Source organism: Cellulomonas sp. (genome assembly GCF_965229465.1).
Classification (GTDB): domain Bacteria; phylum Actinomycetota; class Actinomycetes; order Actinomycetales; family Cellulomonadaceae; genus Cellulomonas.
Genome location: NZ_OZ245882.1, coordinates 3,552,501 through 3,569,344 on the forward strand (window position 1 = coordinate 3,552,501; position 16,844 = coordinate 3,569,344).

Here is a 16,844-nt window from a genome sequence, read left to right on the forward strand (position 1 = left end):
TCGGGTGACCTGTCGAGAACTGGCGGGTGCACAGCTGGGAGGAGGCGCCGTTGAGCGACGCACGCACTGCCGCCGACGACACGCGCCCCGCCACCGCAGTCCGCCCCGCACCGATCCGTCTGCTGCTGGTCGAGGACGACGAGGGCGACGCGATCCTGGTGCGCGAGCACCTGGCGGACGCCGGCCTGGACGTCGCCCTGTCGTGGGTGCGCACCCTGGACGAGGCCATCGACAACCTGCACGTCGACCTTGTGCTCCTGGACCTCGGCCTGCCCGACGCCATGGGCATCGGTGCTCTCGAGCGGCTGCTCGCCGCCGGTGCGCCCGCCGTCGTGGTGCTCACCGGCCTGGCCGGCTCCGACATCGGGCTCCAGGCGGTGGCCGCCGGCGCCCAGGACTACCTGGTCAAGGGTGAGGTCGACGGCGAGCTGCTCGGCCGGTCGGTGCGGTACGCGATCCAGCGGCGTCGGCTCGAGGACACGGACCGCGCCCTGTACCGGAGCCTGGTGCGCGCGGAGGAGGTCAACCGCCTCGAGCGCGCCCTGCTGCCCACCCCGTCGGTGGTCGACCAGCGCCTCGAGGTGCGCGTGGGCTACCGCGCCGGGCGCGACGGCGTGCTGGGCGGGGACTTCTACGACGTGGTCGAGCGCCCGGACGGCTCGGTCCTCGCGCTCGTCGGCGACGTCTGCGGGCACGGTCCCGACGAGGCCGCCCTGGGCGCCACGCTGCGGACCGCGTGGCGCACCCTGGTGCTGGCGGAGATCCCGACGGCGGACATCCTCGGCCTGCTCGAACGCGTCCTGATCTCCGAGCGCGCCCGCCCCGAGATCTTCACGACCGTGTCGATGCTGGACGTCGCCGCGGACCGCTCCGCGGTGGACCTGTACCTGGCAGGGCATCCCGTGCCGCTGCTGCTGGGCGCTCCGTCGACCCTCCTTCCGACGCACGGCCGCGGTCGCGCGCTGGGCATCCCGGTCTCCGGCGGCTGGGCCCCGGTCCGGCTCGACCTGGGCCCGTCCTGGCGCATCCTGCTGTACACCGACGGCGTGCTCGAGGCGACCATCGGCGACGGCTCCGACCGCCTCGGCAAGACCGGCCTGCTGCGGGTGGTCGACGGTGCCGTCGCGGCGCAGGGCGACCTCGTCGAGCAGGTGCTGCACGACGTCCGTCAGCTGCACGGCGGCGACCTCGTCGACGACGCCGCGGTCGTCGTGCTCGGGTGGCGTGCGTGAGCGCTGCCTCGACGCCCGCGCGGCGTCCCTCCACGCTGCGCCGACGCCTGCGCACGGCCATCGTCGCGTCCGCCGTCGTCCTCGCCGTCGTCATGCTCGGCACCGTCTTCGTGCTGCTGCGGCTGATCGACCGTCAGGACGCCGTGACCCAGCGGTACTTCACCGCGATCACCCAGGCGGACGGCGCGTTCATCCAGCTGGTCGACGCGGAGACCGCGGTGCGCGGATTCGCGCTGACCGGCGACCCGGTCACGCTCGAGCCGTACGAGCGGGCCTCGGCCGACGACCTCTCGTTCCGGACGCTCGCCGAGAACGAGACCAAGACCGGCGACGAGCGGCTGGCCGCCGCGGCACAGGCCGCCGCGGACGCCGGCCGACGCTGGAACGAGGACTTCGCGCTCCCGGTGATGGACGAGGTCCGGACCAACGGGGTCGGAGCCGTCACCACGGACGAGATCGAGCAGGGCCGGGTGCTCTTCGACGACGCGCGCGCCGCCGCGGACGCCTACATCGACCTGCTGCGGGACCGGCGCTCCGACGCCCTCGACGAGCTGGCGTTCTGGACGCTGGTAGGTGCCGGGACCGTGGCGCTGCTCGTCCTGGCTGCGGTGGCCCTCGGCATCGCGCTGTGGGTCACGCTCCGGCGCTGGATCCTCGAGCCGCTCGACTCGCTGGCCGCCGACGCCCGCGCGGTCTCGTCGGGCGACCTGACCCACCCCGTCGCCGGCGTGGGCCCGGGGGAGATCGCCGCGCTGGCGGGGGACATCGAGCGGATGCGCGTCGCGCTGGTGGACCAGGTCCAGGTGCTCGAGTCGTCCCGGTCGGAGATCGCGCTGGCGCACGAGCTGCTCACCGAGCAGGCCGAGGAGCTCCGGCGCTCCAACCGCGACCTGGAGCAGTTCGCCTACGTCGCCTCGCACGACCTCCAGGAGCCGCTGCGCAAGATCGCGAGCTTCACCCAGCTGCTGCAGAAGCGGTACGGCGGGCAGATGGACGAGCGCGCCGACCAGTACATCGCGTTCGCGGTCGACGGCGCAAAGCGCATGCAGCAGCTCATCCAGGACCTGCTGGGCTTCTCCCGCGTCGGCCGGGTCGGGGGTGAGGTCACCGACGTGGACCTGGCCTCCGCGCTCGCGGCCGGGGTCGACAACCTCAGCGAGGCGATCGCGGAGTCGGGCGCGCAGGTGACGCACGACGAGCTCCCGGTCGTCCGCGGCGAGGAGCCGCTGCTGGTCCAGCTGTTCCAGAACCTGGTGGGCAACGGGATCAAGTTCCGCGACCCGTCCCGCCCGCCCCGCGTGCACGTCAGCGCGCGCCGCGTGGGAGAATCCTGGGAGCTCGAGTGTCGGGACAACGGCATCGGCATCGACCAGCAGTACGCGGAACGGGTGTTCGTCATCTTCCAGCGACTGCACGCCAAGGACGTCTACGAGGGCACCGGGATCGGCCTCTCGTTGTGCAAGAAGATCGTCGAGTTCCACGGCGGTCGCATCTGGATCGAGCAGCCGGACGGCGAGGGGACCAGCATCCGCTGGACGCTGCCCGCTGCCGACGACCTCAGCAGCTGAAGGAGACAACCGCGTGCCGAACACCACCAAGATCATCGACGTCCTCCTGGTCGAGGACGACCCGGGCGACGTGCTCATGACCCGCGAGGCGTTCGAGGACAACAAGCTGCGCAACCGCCTGTCGGTCGTCTCCGACGGCGTCAGCGCGCTCCAGTTCCTGCGCAAGGAGGGCGAGCACGCCGACGCCCCGACGCCCGACCTCGTCCTGCTCGACCTCAACCTGCCGAAGATGGACGGCCGGGAGGTCCTCCAGGCGCTCAAGGCCGACGCCAACCTGCGGTCCATCCCCGTCGTCGTGCTCACCACCTCGGAGGCGGAGGAGGACGTGGTCCGCAGCTACTCGCTGCACGCCAACGCCTACGTCACCAAGCCGGTGGACTTCGACCGGTTCATCGAGGTCGTGCGTCAGATCGACGAGTTCTTCGTCGAGGTCGTGCGGCTGCCCGGCCGCTGAGCCGGACGGGACCGCCGGGAAGAACTCACGGCGGGTGGGCGTTGTCCCCGGTAACCCGGACGGAAGTGAGCGCACCCCCATGCTGAACCCGAGCGAGATCTACGACGTCGACCCTGAGGTCGCCGCCCAGGTCGAGGCGCGGTCGGTGAACGGCGCCGGCCCCGTGCTGGTGCACGCGGTCCGCGGGTTCGTCGACGCGGGCAACGCCGGCCAGCTGGCCGCGGAGCACCTGGTCGACGAGCTGACCACCACGCGACTGGCCACCTTCGACGTCGACCAGCTGCTGGACTACCGGTCGCGCAGGCCGGTCATGACGTTCGACCAGACCACGTGGGCGTCCTATGCGGACCCCGAGCTGGTGGTCGACCTGGTGCAGGACGCCGCGGGCGTCCCGTTCCTGCTCCTGCACGGCGTCGAGCCCGACGTCCAGTGGGAGCGGTACGTCGCCGCCGTCCGGCAGATCGTCGAGCGTTTCGACGTGCCGCTGACGGTCGGCCTGCACGGGATCCCGATGGGCATCCCGCACACGCGGCCGCTGTCGGTCACCGCCCACGCGACCCGCCCCGAGCTGGTCGCCGACCACACGTCGTGGTTCGGCACCGTGCAGGTTCCGGCCAGCGCCAGCGCGCTGCTGGAGCTCCGCCTCGGCCAGTCCGGCCACGACGCCGTCGGCTTCGCGGTGCACGTCCCGCACTACCTCGCGCAGTCGGCGTTCCCGCAGGCCAGCCAGGCCGGCCTGACCAACGTGGAGCGAGCGACCGGCCTGGACCTGCGGGTGGCGTCGCTGACGGCCGCCGCGGACGGCGCCATGCAGGAGATCGACCGGCAGGTGACCGGGTCCGAGGACGTCGCCGCGGTGGTGCACGCCCTCGAGGAGCAGTACGACTCGTTCACCCGGAACATCGGGCGCACGAGCCTGCTCGCCGGGTCCACCGACCTGCCCACCGCGGACGAGCTGGGGGCGGAGTTCGAGCGGTTCCTGGCCCAGCAGGGCGACGAGAGCGGTCCGGCCTGAGGCGTCGCCTTTACCAGATCGTTGTCAAAGTGCGTGAGCCGACGGGGCGAAAGCATGGCGCCGCCACCAGGCCCGATGTAAGGATGCACACGTTGCAGTGACGTACTCGCTTGACCGGCACGCTCGACCGGTGTCGTCATCCGGGCCTCGGCCCGGGGTCGGTTCCGACCAGCCCCCGCGGCTGGGTCACCCGGTGCAGGACGTGAGGCATTGCGGCACGACGCAGGCAGAAGGCCAGCGCCGTCACCGGTGGGACAGAAGGAAACGAACATGGCACAGGGTGCTGTCAAGTGGTTCAACGCTGAGAAGGGCTTCGGGTTCATCGCCCAGGACGGCGGCGGTGCCGACGTCTTCGTCCACTACTCCGCGATCGACTCCTCGGGCTACCGCAGCCTCGATGAGGGCCAGCGCGTCGAGTTCGAGATCACGCAGGGCGCCAAGGGCCCCCAGGCCGAGAGCGTCCGCCCGATCTGACTAGGGCGAGCGAAGGGCCGCATCCCCCAGGGGTGCGGCCCTTCGTCATGCCACCGGGTCCGTCAGTGGCGAGGCGCTCCCCACGAACGCGGTGACCTCGGCGCCGTGCAGCAGCCGCGCGGGCGCCGGCAGGCTGCGGACGGCGCGGGCCAGCGGTGCGGACCCGAGCAGCTCCGGGTCGTCCGTCGCGGCAAGGACGACGTTCCCGTAGCCCCGACCGCGCAGGAGCCCCGGCTCGGCGATCACGGCGACGTCCTCGAACGCGGCGCGCAGGGTGGCCACCTCGGCGCGCGCTCCCGCCAGGGGTGGGCGGTCCGCGCAGTTGACCAGGTAGAGGCCCCCGGGTCGGAGCACGCGGGTCACCTGCGCGACCATCTCCCGCGTCCGGACGTGGTCGGGGGTCGTGTCGCCGGCGAAGACGTCGCGGACGACGACGTCCGCCCCCGCGTCGGCGAGCCGACCGAGCTCGGCGCGCGCGTCCCCCGCGCGGATCCGCAGCGCGGGTGCGCGCGGCAGGTCGAACCACCCGCGGACGAGCTCGGGGAGCACGGTGTCCAGCTCGATCGCGAGCTGCCGCGAGCCCGGGCGGGTGGCGTCGATCGACCGCGCGAGCGCGCAGCCCGCGGCCCCCAGGTGCACCACGTCGAGCGGTCCGCCCACGTCGCCGTAGCGCTCGATCACCACGGCCATCTGCTGCATGTACTCGAAGACCAGCCGCGTCGGGTCCACCAGGTCCAGGTGCGAGCTGGGCACGCCGTTGACCAGGACGGTCACCCCGTCCGGGTCGTCGTGGTCGCGGACCAGCTCGACCGTCCCCGTGGGGATGGTGACGGGGCCCGTGGGCCAGGGAGCGCGGGCGGAGCGTGTGGGCGGTCGGTGCGAGGCTGGACTGCGTCGGGCGGAGCGGTCGCGGGCGGCCATGGTGCCCAACCTACGGGCCGGGACCGGGCTTGACGGCATCGAACAGGTGTTCGATACTGAGTGGGTCGACAGATCGACGCACGCGGAGGGAGACGGCGATGGACCAGCAGCTCGAGCAGCACGTGACCGGCGAGCCGGGCGCGGGAGCACCGGTGCCCGCCCGCGCGCTCGAGCTCCTCCGCCGGGCCGATGCCGAGCTGCTCGCCGCGCAGTTCTCGTCCGAGCCGTGGGAGCAGCTTTCTCACGCGCACCTCGCCGCCCTGCGCGCCGGAGCCGCCGTGGTCGCCGCCCGGGGCACCCCGTCGGGGCGTCGGGCGCCGCGCACGGTGTGGAGCATGCTCGGCGTGGTCGCGCCTGAGCTCGGGTCGTGGTCCACGTACTTCGCGGAGGCGGCGGCACTGCGCTCGGCCGTGGATGCGGGCCGGTTCGAGCTGGTAGGCCCCGAGCGGGCAGAGGAGGCGGTGTGCGCGGCGGAGGACTTCGTCGACGCCGTGCGGGACCTGGTCCACGGGGGCGCGGACGCGGTCGCCGGTCGCACCTTGCGCATGCGCGTCCCGCAGGCGTCATGAGCGCCGTGGAGGTGCCGCCCGCGGCGGGTGCTGGTCGGGGCCGCACCCGGTCGGACGACGGGACCGACGGGGCCGACGGCCCGGCACGGCCATGAGCCGCGGACCCCGGTCGGCCGACGCCAGGCGCGACTGGGGGCGTGAGGAGGTCGGCTGCTCGATCCTGCACGTCGACATGGACGCGTTCTTCGCGTCGGTGGAGCTCGCCCGACGGCCGCAGCTGCGCGGGCTGCCGGTGATCGTCGGGGGAGCCACGCGCGGCGTGGTCCTGGCCGCGACCTACGAGGCCAGGGCGTTCGGCGTGCACTCGGCCATGCCGATGGCCACGGCGTTGCGGCAGTGTCCGCAGGCGGTCGTCGTGCCTCCCGACCACCACGCGTACCACGAGGTCTCCACCGGCGTGATGCAGCTGCTCGGGGACATCACCGCGCTGGTCGAGCAGGTCAGCGTCGACGAGGCGTTCCTCGACGTCGCCGGCGCCCGCAGGCGGCTGGGACCGCCCACGATCATCGCCCGGCTGATCCGCCGGCAGGTGCAGGAGCAGTTCGGGATCACCTGCTCCGTCGGTATCGGATCCACCAAGTTCGTCGCCAAGCTCGCGTCGGGTCAGGCCAAGCCGGACGGCGTGCTCCTCGTCCCCCGCGCGGCGACGGTCGACTTCCTGCGCGTGCTGCCCGTCGGGGCGCTCTGGGGAGTGGGTGAAAAGACGGAGGCCGCCCTGGCGCGCTTCGGGATCAGGACGGTCGCCGAGCTGGCAGACAGCGACGTGTCCACGGTGCAGCACGCGGTCGGCAAGGTGGCGGGCGCGCACCTGTTCGACCTGTCGTGGGGCCGGGATCCCCGACCCGTCAGTCCCGGCCGCGAGGAACGGTCGCTGGGGGCGGAGGAGACGTTCCTGACCGATGTCGCCGACCTCACGGTCGTGCAGGAGAAGGCCCGGGACCTGGCCGACCGGTGCGCGGTGCGGCTGCGCAGGAACGGCCTGGTCACGCGCACGATCACCGTGAAGATCCGCACCTCCGACTTCCGGACGCTGACCCGGTCGCGCACGCTGGTGACCCCGACGGACGTCGGGCGCGAGATGTTCCTGGCCGTGCGTGATCTGCTCGCGGGCGTCGACCTGGGCGGACTGCCGGTGCGCCTCGTCGGGGTGCGCGTGGAGGGTCTGACCCGTGCCGCGTCCACCATCCGGCAGCCGACCCTCGAGGAGGCCTTCGACGAGCCGGTGCAGGCGCGGCGGGACGCGGAGCTGACCATGGACCGGGTGCGCGAGAGGTTCGGTGGGGCCGCGATCAGGTCCGGAGCTCCCCAGGCTGGGGGAGTATCCTCCCGCTCGACTACCACCTTCGTTCCGGCGGATCTATCCTGAACCGGACGACAGGTCCACATAGCTGACAACGGGGGTCAGGATGCCTCTCTCGGAGTACGAGCAGCGCGTGCTCGAGCAGATGGAACGCCAGTTGACCTCTGACGATCCGCGGCTCGCGAACACGCTGACTCAGCGCGGGCATCGCCCGTTCGGCCGATACGTCATCGCGGGAGTGGGTGCGTCGGTCGGTCTGCTGCTCCTCGTGCTCGGCGCCGCCAACGGCCTGCCGTGGCTCGGCGTCATCGGCTTCGTCGTGATGTTCGCCGCGGTCGCCTTCGCCTTCGCCGCACCCCAGCGCTCGTCCGGGCACCGCTCCGGTCCGCGGGGCGTGGTGCAGAGCGACGGCAAGGTGAAGCCGGCAACGCCGCCGGCTCGTCAGAAGAGCGGCCTCATGTCCCGTCTCGAGGAGCGCTGGGAACGGCGCCGCGGCGAGAGCGGTCACTGAGCAGGCTCTCGACCCCGATCATCAGCTCGTCCACCCACCCGGCCAGGATCGCCGGGTCGACGGACGGCTGCTCCGGCGCGTAGAGGTCCTGCTCGACCGTCCGCGCCAGCGACTCGAGCGCGACGACCGAGGATCCTGTCAGCGTCGACCCTGACGCCGCCCGCAGCTGCTCCTGCACCGAGGCGACGACCGTGCGCGGCGTCTCCGCATCGGTCCACGTGACCCCGCGGGCTCCGAGCCGGCGCCGGGCACGCAGCCAGGCGCGCTCAGGCGTCAGGTCGGCCCGGAACCGCGTCCGCCGCCGGATGATGGCGAGGCCGAACGACGCCACGGCCAGCACGATCGCGACGGTGATCGCCACGGGGAGCCACGCCTGCTCGTCGTCCTCGGTCCCGGTGGACGTCGTCGAGCCGCCGGGGGCAGTCGACGCGGTCGCGCCGGGCAGGGGCACCGGCAGCGCGTCGTCCGGGATCTGGTCGGGCGCGGAGATCCCGACGAACGGGTCGCTCCAGCGGGGCGGAGCACCCGTCTGCTCACCGGGCGTCGGCTCGAACCGCACCCAGCCGGATCCCTCGAAGTACAGCTCCGGCCAGGCGTGCGACTTCTGGCCCGACACGACGTAGCCACCGTTGCGGTCCGACTCACCGGGCAGGAAGCCCACCGCGACGCGCGCGGGGATGTCGAGCGAGCGCGCCATCATCGCCATCGAGGTGGCGAACTGCACGCAGTAGCCGCGGGTGGACTGCAGGAAGTCCCAGACGGCGTCGTCGGACCGGGAGGGCGCGACGCGCGTGTCGTAGGTGAAGTTCGTCGTCGCCCGGAAGTACGTCTGGAGCGCCATGGCCTGCTCGTACGGCGTGGCCGCGTCCGCGGTGACCTCGCGCGCGACGGCGGCGACGTCCTGAGCGTGGGCGGTCGGCGGCACCTCCAGCGACGCGCCGCCGTCGCCCGGGTCGCCGACCTCCGCGCCGATGAGGTCCTCCTTGGTGAGCGACGGGATCTCGACCTGCATGGCGTACGTCATGCCGTCGAACGTGCCGCGCCGACCGACGACCTCGTCACGGGCCGGGTCGTACTCCCAGCCACCGCGCACGTCGACGGTGCGCGGGAAGGTGCTCACGGGGAGCCGCCGCTCGCGCAGGGCAGCCACCTCGATCCGGACGTCGGCGAGGGTTCCCCGGTCCGCGTCGGGCGCGGTGCCGCGGATCGTCGGGTCCGACGACAGCAGCGTCGAGGCGTCCCAACCGGTGAGCTCGAGCGAGTCGGACCGGTCCCACTCCTGACCGTCGAAGGTGGTGAGGGTGAAGGCGCGCAGGGGACCGACGTCGTTGGCGGTGACGTTGGTGGCTGCCGACGCGCTCGGCGAGGGCGCGGGGTCCGCGCCGGCGTCGGCCACGACGGGTGCGACGGTGTAGCGCAGGACGACCTGCCCGGAGCGGGAGCCCAGGCTCTCGCGCAGGTCGAGGTTGTCGCTCAGCGACATCGGTCCGACGGGGCCGGAGCCGAAACTGGGCATGCTCATGGTCGCCCAGCCCGGGAAGGCGGCCACGGCGGGGCCGGCCACGAGCGTGGCGACGATGAGACCGACCGAGCTGAGCACCGCGACGGAGGTCCGGCGAGCGCGGTCGCTGTGGGCCGTCGGGGGAGCGGCGCTGAGCGCGAGCAGCAGGAGGTAGAAGAAGGCGGTCCACGCGATCGCCCAGCCGCTGGCCGGGAACCCCAGGATGATCGCGGGCACCCAGAGGCCCGCGAACGCGATGCCGGCCAGGGCGGGCGCGCCGAGCCCGATGGCGACGAGGTCGGCGAGCAGGAAGACCGAGACCGCGCCGACCACCACGAGCAGCTCGGCGGGACGGACGCCGACCATGGGCACCAGGGAGGCGTTGATGACCGCGACACCCTCGCGTGCGGTGGCCAGCGTCCGGTCCAGGGACCCGGAGTCCGGGAGGACCTGGAGCCGGCCCGGGGGCGCCCCGTAGCGGACGAGGACGATGCCGACGGCGACGAGGGTCCCGGCCAGCGTGGGTGCCCACCAGGACCGCGTGACGGCTCGGACGCCGACGACGGTCGCGGCGACGACGAGCACGATGAGCCACGTGGCCACGAGCCAGCCGCCGCGCACGATCAGGCCGGTCAGCGCGAAGAGGCTCGCGCAGGTGGCGGCGGCGCAGAGCGCCGACCCGAGGGCGGACCGCGGGCCGCGGGGGATGCGGAGCGAGCGCCCGGTCACTGGGCCGACCCCAGCAGACGCAGCCAGCAGTCCACGATCGGCTCCCCGGGGGTCACCCGGCAGGCTCGCCAGCCGGCGCGGCGCAAGGCCTTGATGGTGTGCTCGGCCTCCGCCGCGTGCGCGGGGGTGTCGGCGCGGACGACGGCCCAGGCCTGGGCGGCGTCGGCGACGTGCGCGAGGGCGGCGCGGGCGGACGCCCCGAGCGGACCCAGGACGGCGAGCACGATCTCCCCGCCGGCGTCGCTGGTGTGCAGCAGGTGGGCGGCCGAGACCAGCTCGGACTCGCCCTGGGCGGCCGTGCGGGGCGCCTCGAGGTCGATGGTCCGGTCCAGCAGCGCTTGGCGCGCCCCCGGGCCGGAGCGGTCGTGCACGAAGGCGAGCGGGTACGGGCTGGCGTCGTCGCGCAGCCCGCTGACGAGCCTGACCGGATGACCGCCGTCGAGCATGGCCAGGGACATCGACGCGGCCAGGGAGATCGACCACTCCAGGCTGGCCACCCGCGCGGGCAGGTCGAGGAGCACCGACACGGGTCGCATGCCGGCCCGCTCGTCCGACCGCACCATCAGCGCACCCTTGCGGGCGCTGCTGCTCCAGTGCACGCGCCGCAGGTCGTCGCCCTCGCGATAGTCGCGCAGCGAGGCGTCGTCGGTCGACGGGCTGCGCGCGCCGAGCGCCACCCGGTCGGGTTCGCCGACCAGCACGTCGCTGGGCGTGGGGAGCGGCACCACGGCCGGCCACACCGACACCTCGGCCTGCTCGCCGAGGGTGGCCGAGGTGCGCACCACCCCGAACGGGTCGCTCCGGGTGACCACGAGCGGGCCCAGCGGCCAGCGTCCGCGCCGGGCCGCCTGCACCGCGTACGTCACGGTCACGCGGCGCGGGGCGCGGGCCACGCGGGCACGCAGGGGGCGTCCGCCGGACAGCTCGGTGGCCGCCTGCTCGGCGAACTTCAGACCGGCCAGCCGTACGCGCGCCGCGGGGTCGGTGGCGGCGATGAGGACCTCGATCTGGGCCTCGTCGCCGGCGTGCACCGGATTGGGCCTGGCGCGGCGCTGCACGGTGAGGCGGTGCTTGCCACGGCCGGGGTCGAGCGCGCCGACGCCGACGGCCGCCGCGACGACGAGCAGCAGCGCGAGCGTGCCGATCCGCACCAGGTCGACCGCCCCGAGCACGACGCCCAGCTGGAGCGCGACGATGCCGGCGCCGGCGAGCGCCCAGCCTCGGGGTGTGGGGCGAAGTCGCATCAGCCGATCGCGCGTCGGGAGCGCGCGGTCCCCGCAGTCGACGGGAGCGGGATGCGGTCGAGGATGTCGGCGACGATGTCGGACGTGCTGCGGCCGGACAGGCGCGACTCGGTGCTCGGCAGCAGCCGGTGTGCGAGGACCGGCACGCCGAGCTGCTGGACGTCGTCGGGCAGCACGTGGTCCCGGCCGTCCATGGCGGCCAGGGACTTGGCGGCGCGCAGCAGCTGGATGGCCGCTCGGGGTGAGGCGCCGAGCCGCAGGCCCGGGTCCTCGCGGGTGGCGGTGACCAGGTCGACCACGTACCGCTTGATGCCGGGCGCCGCGTACAGCCGCCGGGTGGTCTCGATGAGCGCCTTGACCTGCGCCGCGTCGGTGACGGGGCGCAGGGTGTCCAGCGGGTCCGACGTCTCCTGGAGGTCCAGCATGTCGAGCTCGGACTCGATGCTCGGGTAGCCGACCGTGAGCCGGGCCATGAACCGGTCGCGCTGCGCCTCGGGCAGCGGGTAGGTGCCTTCCATCTCCACGGGGTTCTGGGTGGCGACGACGAGGAACGGCCGCGGCAGCGGGTAGGTGCGGCCGTCGACCGTCGCCTGGGCCTCCTGCATGCACTCCAGAAGCGCGGACTGCGTCTTGGGCGAGGCGCGGTTGATCTCGTCGCCGATGACCACGTGCGCGAAGACGGGACCGGGCCGGAACTCGAACTCGTGCGTCTGCGACCGGAAGATGTTCACGCCGGTGAGGTCCGACGGCAGCAGGTCCGGGGTGAACTGGATCCGGCCGACGGTGCAGTCGATGGTCTTGGCCAGCGCCTTGGCGAGGGTCGTCTTGCCGACCCCCGGGACGTCCTCCAGCAGCAGGTGCCCCTCGGCGAGGAGCACGGCGACCGTGACGCGCACCAGCTCGGGGCGGCCGGTGACGACCCCCTCCACAGCGGTGCGCATCCTCGTGGTGATGTCGACGACGTCCTCGAGCTCACTCGTGGACGGGACGGCCTGCAGCATGACGCCTCCTTTGGCGGATCTGGGTCCGAGCCTAAAGGTCGGCCGCCCTCAGTTCATCGCCCATCGGACCCCCACTTCTCTCCACCACCCACCTGGTGCAGCGTGCGAGGCCCCCAGCCGGCGGGTGATTCGTCCGATCCCTCCGGAATCGAGGCGGCGAGCGACTCTCCGACACGCCCCGTGCGTGGTCCGGTGAGCCGCGACGCTCCACTTCGCTCCACCGCTCTGACCTGCATATATGCCTTCTCGATCGGGTGAATCATGCACTTCTCCGGTGGCAGGTGGAGTGAAGTGGAGTACCGTGGAGGCACGTGGTGAGGCGGGGATGTCGCACCAGGAGTCGCAGTGCGAGAGCGGGAGGAGGCGGGGTGACGCATGAGTCGTCCGCCGGCGTCTTCGGCTCCTTCGCGCCCTTTCTCGGGACGTACACACCGCGTCTCGACGAGAAGGGCCGGCTCATCCTTCCGGCCAAGTTCCGCGGTCAGCTCGCCCCCGGGCTGGTCATGACGCGCGGCCAGGAGCGGTGCCTCTTCCTGCTCCCCATGCAGGAGTTCCAGCGCATGCACGACCAGCTGCGGCAGGCGCCGGTGACCAGCCGGCAGGCCCGCGACTACCTGCGCGTCTTCCTGTCGGGTGCCAGCGACGAGCTTCCCGACAAGCAGGGCCGCATCTCCATCCCGCCGATGCTCCGCAAGTACGCGGGGCTCGAGCGCGACGTCGCCGTCATCGGCACCGGCACCCGGGTCGAGATCTGGGACCTCACCGCGTGGGAGACGTACCTGGCCGAGCAGGAGGCCGGGTACGCCGACACCGCGGAGGAGGTCTTCCCGAACGGTCCCTTCTAGACGTCCTGGCCCACGGGCCGCCCGGTGAGACCTCCTCCCGAATCTCTGCCGCACTTCCCCGGTGGCAGAGGGTCGGTGGGGGATCTGGTCGGACGGCGGAGGGGCCGCCCGACCACACCATTCGTGCCACCTGGGGAGGGGAGCAGCGATGACTGAGCACACGTCCGACGCCGCCGCCCGGCACACCCCGGTGCTGCTCCAGCGCTGCCTCGACCTGCTCGCACCGGCCTTCGAGGTCGCGGGCCCGGTGATGGTCGACTCGACCCTCGGGATGGGCGGTCACACCGAGGGCGTCCTGCGGGCGTTCCCGCACGTCCGGGTGGTCGGCATCGACCGCGACACCGAGGCGCTCGAGCTGGCGGGTCGGCGGCTCGCACCTTTCGGCGACCGGTTCACCGGTGTGCACGCGGTCTACGACGAGATCAACGACGTCCTGGACGAGCTCGGCATCCCCGCGGTGCAGGGCGTGCTGATGGACCTCGGCGTCTCCTCGCTCCAGCTGGACGAGCGTGAGCGTGGCTTCTCCTACTCGGCCGACGCCCCGCTCGACATGCGGATGGACGCCACGACCGGGCAGACGGCGGCCGACGTGCTCAACACCTACGACGAGCGCGAGCTCGCTCGCATCCTGCGGGTGTACGGCGAGGAGCGGTTCGCACCGCGGATCGCCCGCGCCATCGTCGCCCAGCGCGCCAGGCGCCCGCTCGAGCGCACCGGCGAGCTGGTGAGCATCGTCCGGGCGAACATCCCCGCGGCCACCCGCAAGACCGGTGGCAACCCGGCCAAGCGCACGTTCCAGGCCCTGCGCATCGAGGTGAACGGCGAGATCGAGGTGCTCGAGCGCGCGCTCCCGCAGTCGATCGAGGCGCTCGCGGTCGGCGGTCGGATCGTCGTCGAGTCGTACCACTCGCTCGAGGACCGGGCGGTGAAGCGTGCGCTGGCCGTCGGCGCCACGTCGAGCGCGCCGCCCGACCTGCCCGTCGAGCCGGAGACGCACGCACCGTTCCTGCGGCTCGTGACGCGCGGTGCCGAGGAGGCCGACGAGGCCGAGCTGGCGCACAACCCCCGGTCGCAGTCCGTCCGGCTCCGAGCCGCGGAGCGCACCCGTCCTACCCCTGACCACCTGACGCCACGTCCGACCGGAAGGAGGGCAGCATGAGCGCCCAGTCCGCTGCCCGAGTGAGCACCGCTCGCGCCTACCCGACCCCGGCCCGCCCCAAGGCAGCCCCGGCACCCCGACTTCGCGTCGTCCGCGCGCCGGAGCACGCCAGGACGCGGGTGCCGTTCATCCTTGCCTGCATGGCCGTCCTCGCCGGTGCGCTCCTGTCCGCGCTGCTGCTCAACACCTCCATGGCGGCGAGCGCGTACGCCAAGTACGACCTGTCCAACGAGCTGGGCCGGCTGAACCAGGACGCCATGGGTCTGACCGCCGACCTGGACGCCAAGGCCTCGCCCACGCAGCTGGCCGCCGCGGCGACCGCGCTCGGCATGGTGCCCACCAACGGCACCGGGTGGCTGCGGCTCGCGGACGGCAGCGTGCAGGGAGCGCCCGAGCCGGCCGGAGCGGGCGGATGACCACACCGGTCGCGCGCTCGCGCGCCCGCACCGAGCAGACCCGTCGTCCGGCGTCGACCAACCGCGTCGCCGGCACGGCGGTGCCGCGGCAGCGTCCGCCGGCCGGACCCCGCACCGTCGTCGTGCCGCCCGGCACCCGCGGGGGACCGCCGGCCGGACCCGTGCAGCCGGGATCCCGCCGCCGCATGGCCTTCCTCACCGTCCTCGTGGTCCTGGCGCTCGCCGTCTTCGGCGGGCGCCTGGTCTACGTCCAGGGGCTGCGCGGTTCGGTGATCGCCGAGCAGGCCCGCAACTCGCGGCTCATCTCGGTCGCGCTGCTCGGCGGTCGCGGCGAGATCACGGACGCCGACGGCAAGCCGCTGGCCACGTCGGTGGAGCGCTACGACATCTCCGTGAACCAGCGGCTGGTCGCGACCTTCGCGGGGTCGGCGAACCCGGCCGTGCCTGACGGGCCGGCCGGCGTCGCGGCCATCCTGGCGCCCCTGCTCGACATGAACGCCGCCGAGCTCGGGGGCACCCTCGTCGGCAACCGGCAGTTCGTGTACATCCGCAAGGGCGTGCTGCCGGAGGTGGCCCGCGAGGTCCGCAAGCTCGGGCTCAGCGGGGTCAACGTGGACCGGGTGGCCGAGCGCGTCTACCCCAACGGCACGCTCGCCGGGAACGTCATCGGGTTCGTCAACTCCAACGGGGTCGGCCTGGCCGGCCTGGAGGCGTCGCTGAACCCGCGGCTGACCGGCAAGGCCGGCAGCGAGACGTACGAGAGCGGGCGCAAGGGCCAGGCGATCCCCGGCGGGTACTCGCAGGACACGCCTGCCACGCAGGGCGACTCGTTGCAGCTCACCCTCTTGTCCGACGTGCAGTGGAAGGCGCAGTCGGCGCTCGACGCCCAGGTCGCCGCCACCGGGTCGGACTCCGGGTCGCTCATCGTGATGGACACCAGGACGGGGGAGATCTACGCGCTCGCCGACTCCGGCTCCGTGGACCCCAACCACCCCGGTGACGCCTCCGGGTCCCTGTCCAGCGCGGTGTCGGACGTGTTCGAGCCCGGCTCCACGGGCAAGGTCATCACCATGTCGGCCATCCTCGACAACAAGATCGCCGACCCCCTCTCGCAGTGGGAGGTGCCGTACACGTACTCGCCTGACGGTCACGAGACGTTCAAGGACTCGCACGAGCACGGTCTCCTGCACCTGACCACGACGGGTGTGCTGGCCGAGTCGTCGAACACGGGCACCGTGATGATCGGCCAGAACCTCCCGGTGCAGACCCGCTACGACTACCTGTCCAAGTTCGGCTTCGGGGCCAAGACCGGCATCGAGATGCCGGGGGAGTCGAACGGCATCCTGCACCCGGTCGACTCCTGGCAGCGACGCGACAAGTTCGCCGTGCTGTTCGGGCAGGCGGTCTCCGTGACGGCCATCCAGGCGACGCAGGTCTTCGCCACGATCGCGAACGGCGGCGTGCGCGTGCAGCCGCACATCATCAAGGGGTGGACGTCCCCCGACGGCACCTACACGCCCGCGGACGCACCCGCGTCGACGCAGGTGGTCTCGGCCGAGACGGCCAAGACGGTGCTCACGATGATGCAGAGCGTCGTCGACGACGGCACCGGCTCGAGCGCGGCGATCCCGGGGTACCAGGTGGCCGGCAAGACGGGGACCGCCCAGAACTGGGTGGGCGGCGTCCAGGGGATCACGTCGTCGTTCATCGGCGTCGCGCCGGCCGACGACCCGCGCATCGCCGTCGCGGTCATCCTGCACAACCCCCGCACCTCGGTGTACGGCGGCACGGTCGCGGCGCCCGTGTTCAGCGACGTGGCGGGCTACACGCTCAGCGAGCTCGGCGTGGCGCCCTCGGGCACGCCGTCCACGCTCTTCCCGACGACGTGGTGACGGTCCGCAACCG

Annotated in this window: 16 protein-coding genes; 12 read left to right on the forward strand and 4 right to left on the reverse strand. The window is 73.0% G+C overall.

Going from position 1 to position 16,844, the window contains the following annotated elements; translation table 11 throughout:
- Positions 1 to 50: 50 nt before the first annotated feature.
- From ACO06A_RS16805 to ACO06A_RS16825, 5 genes are all read left to right on the forward strand, one after another.
- A complete protein-coding gene (locus ACO06A_RS16805) occupies positions 51 to 1,232 on the forward strand; it encodes a PP2C family protein-serine/threonine phosphatase (protein WP_421733343.1) in 1,182 nt (393 codons plus the stop codon).
- On the forward strand, positions 1,229 to 2,800 hold the full coding sequence (locus ACO06A_RS16810; RefSeq protein ID WP_421733344.1) for a sensor histidine kinase: 1,572 nt from the start codon (positions 1,229 to 1,231) through the stop codon (positions 2,798 to 2,800). Before ACO06A_RS16805 ends, ACO06A_RS16810 begins: the two co-directional genes overlap by 4 nt.
- A 13-nt stretch (positions 2,801 to 2,813) precedes the next feature.
- The gene (locus ACO06A_RS16815; RefSeq protein WP_421733345.1) at positions 2,814 to 3,254 is read left to right on the forward strand and encodes a response regulator; all 441 of its coding nucleotides are present in this window, start codon (positions 2,814 to 2,816) and stop codon (positions 3,252 to 3,254) included.
- A gap of 79 nt (positions 3,255 to 3,333) precedes the next feature.
- A complete protein-coding gene (locus ACO06A_RS16820) occupies positions 3,334 to 4,269 on the forward strand; it encodes a PAC2 family protein (RefSeq protein WP_421733346.1) in 936 nt (311 codons plus the stop codon).
- A gap of 270 nt (positions 4,270 to 4,539) precedes the next feature.
- Positions 4,540 to 4,743: a cold-shock protein gene (locus ACO06A_RS16825; protein ID WP_055921997.1), complete on the forward strand. Its 204-nt coding sequence runs from the start codon at positions 4,540 to 4,542 to the stop codon at positions 4,741 to 4,743.
- 45 nt (positions 4,744 to 4,788) lie between these two features.
- On the opposite strand, the gene ACO06A_RS16830 is transcribed toward ACO06A_RS16825, so the two are convergent.
- The gene (locus ACO06A_RS16830; RefSeq protein WP_421733347.1) at positions 4,789 to 5,664 is read right to left on the reverse strand and encodes a spermidine synthase; all 876 of its coding nucleotides are present in this window, start codon (positions 5,662 to 5,664) and stop codon (positions 4,789 to 4,791) included.
- Between the two features lie 98 nt (positions 5,665 to 5,762).
- On the opposite strand from ACO06A_RS16830, the gene ACO06A_RS16835 reads away from it, so the two are divergent.
- From ACO06A_RS16835 to ACO06A_RS16845, 3 genes are all read left to right on the forward strand, one after another.
- Complete coding sequence (locus ACO06A_RS16835; RefSeq protein WP_421733348.1) at positions 5,763 to 6,233, forward strand: SAV_6107 family HEPN domain-containing protein; 471 nt, start codon at positions 5,763 to 5,765, stop codon at positions 6,231 to 6,233.
- A 91-nt stretch (positions 6,234 to 6,324) separates the two neighbouring features.
- Positions 6,325 to 7,599 (forward strand): DNA polymerase IV, encoded by a 1,275-nt coding sequence (gene dinB / locus ACO06A_RS16840; protein WP_421733349.1) that lies wholly within the window; start codon positions 6,325 to 6,327, stop codon positions 7,597 to 7,599.
- Positions 7,600 to 7,639: 40 nt separating this feature from the next.
- A complete protein-coding gene (locus tag ACO06A_RS16845) occupies positions 7,640 to 8,044 on the forward strand; it encodes a DUF3040 domain-containing protein (RefSeq protein WP_421733350.1) in 405 nt (134 codons plus the stop codon).
- On the opposite strand, the gene ACO06A_RS16850 is transcribed toward ACO06A_RS16845, so the two are convergent.
- From ACO06A_RS16850 to ACO06A_RS16860, 3 genes are read right to left on the reverse strand one after another with little or no spacing between them, the layout of a single operon-like run.
- On the reverse strand, positions 7,989 to 10,274 hold the full coding sequence (locus ACO06A_RS16850; protein WP_421733351.1) for a transglutaminaseTgpA domain-containing protein: 2,286 nt from the start codon (positions 10,272 to 10,274) through the stop codon (positions 7,989 to 7,991). The genes ACO06A_RS16845 and ACO06A_RS16850 overlap by 56 nt on opposite strands.
- On the reverse strand, positions 10,271 to 11,518 hold the full coding sequence (locus tag ACO06A_RS16855; protein ID WP_421733352.1) for a DUF58 domain-containing protein: 1,248 nt from the start codon (positions 11,516 to 11,518) through the stop codon (positions 10,271 to 10,273). Before ACO06A_RS16855 ends, ACO06A_RS16850 begins: the two co-directional genes overlap by 4 nt.
- Positions 11,518 to 12,519, reverse strand: coding sequence for an AAA family ATPase (locus ACO06A_RS16860; protein ID WP_421733353.1), 1,002 nt, complete (start codon positions 12,517 to 12,519; stop codon positions 11,518 to 11,520). Before ACO06A_RS16860 ends, ACO06A_RS16855 begins: the two co-directional genes overlap by 1 nt.
- Positions 12,520 to 12,887: 368 nt before the next feature.
- On the opposite strand from ACO06A_RS16860, the gene mraZ reads away from it, so the two are divergent.
- The 4 genes from mraZ (at position 12,888) to ACO06A_RS16880 (ending at position 16,831) form a co-directional block, all read left to right on the forward strand.
- On the forward strand, positions 12,888 to 13,364 hold the full coding sequence (mraZ, locus tag ACO06A_RS16865) for a division/cell wall cluster transcriptional repressor MraZ (protein WP_055921977.1): 477 nt from the start codon (positions 12,888 to 12,890) through the stop codon (positions 13,362 to 13,364).
- Between the two features lie 148 nt (positions 13,365 to 13,512).
- Positions 13,513 to 14,523: a 16S rRNA (cytosine(1402)-N(4))-methyltransferase RsmH gene (gene rsmH, locus ACO06A_RS16870; protein ID WP_421733354.1), complete on the forward strand. Its 1,011-nt coding sequence runs from the start codon at positions 13,513 to 13,515 to the stop codon at positions 14,521 to 14,523.
- The gene (locus tag ACO06A_RS16875) at positions 14,520 to 14,939 is read left to right on the forward strand and encodes a hypothetical protein (RefSeq protein WP_421733355.1); all 420 of its coding nucleotides are present in this window, start codon (positions 14,520 to 14,522) and stop codon (positions 14,937 to 14,939) included. The genes rsmH and ACO06A_RS16875 overlap by 4 nt, the downstream gene beginning before the upstream one ends.
- Positions 14,936 to 16,831: a peptidoglycan D,D-transpeptidase FtsI family protein gene (locus ACO06A_RS16880; protein WP_421733356.1), complete on the forward strand. Its 1,896-nt coding sequence runs from the start codon at positions 14,936 to 14,938 to the stop codon at positions 16,829 to 16,831. The genes ACO06A_RS16875 and ACO06A_RS16880 overlap by 4 nt, the downstream gene beginning before the upstream one ends.
- Positions 16,832 to 16,844 lie beyond the last annotated feature (13 nt).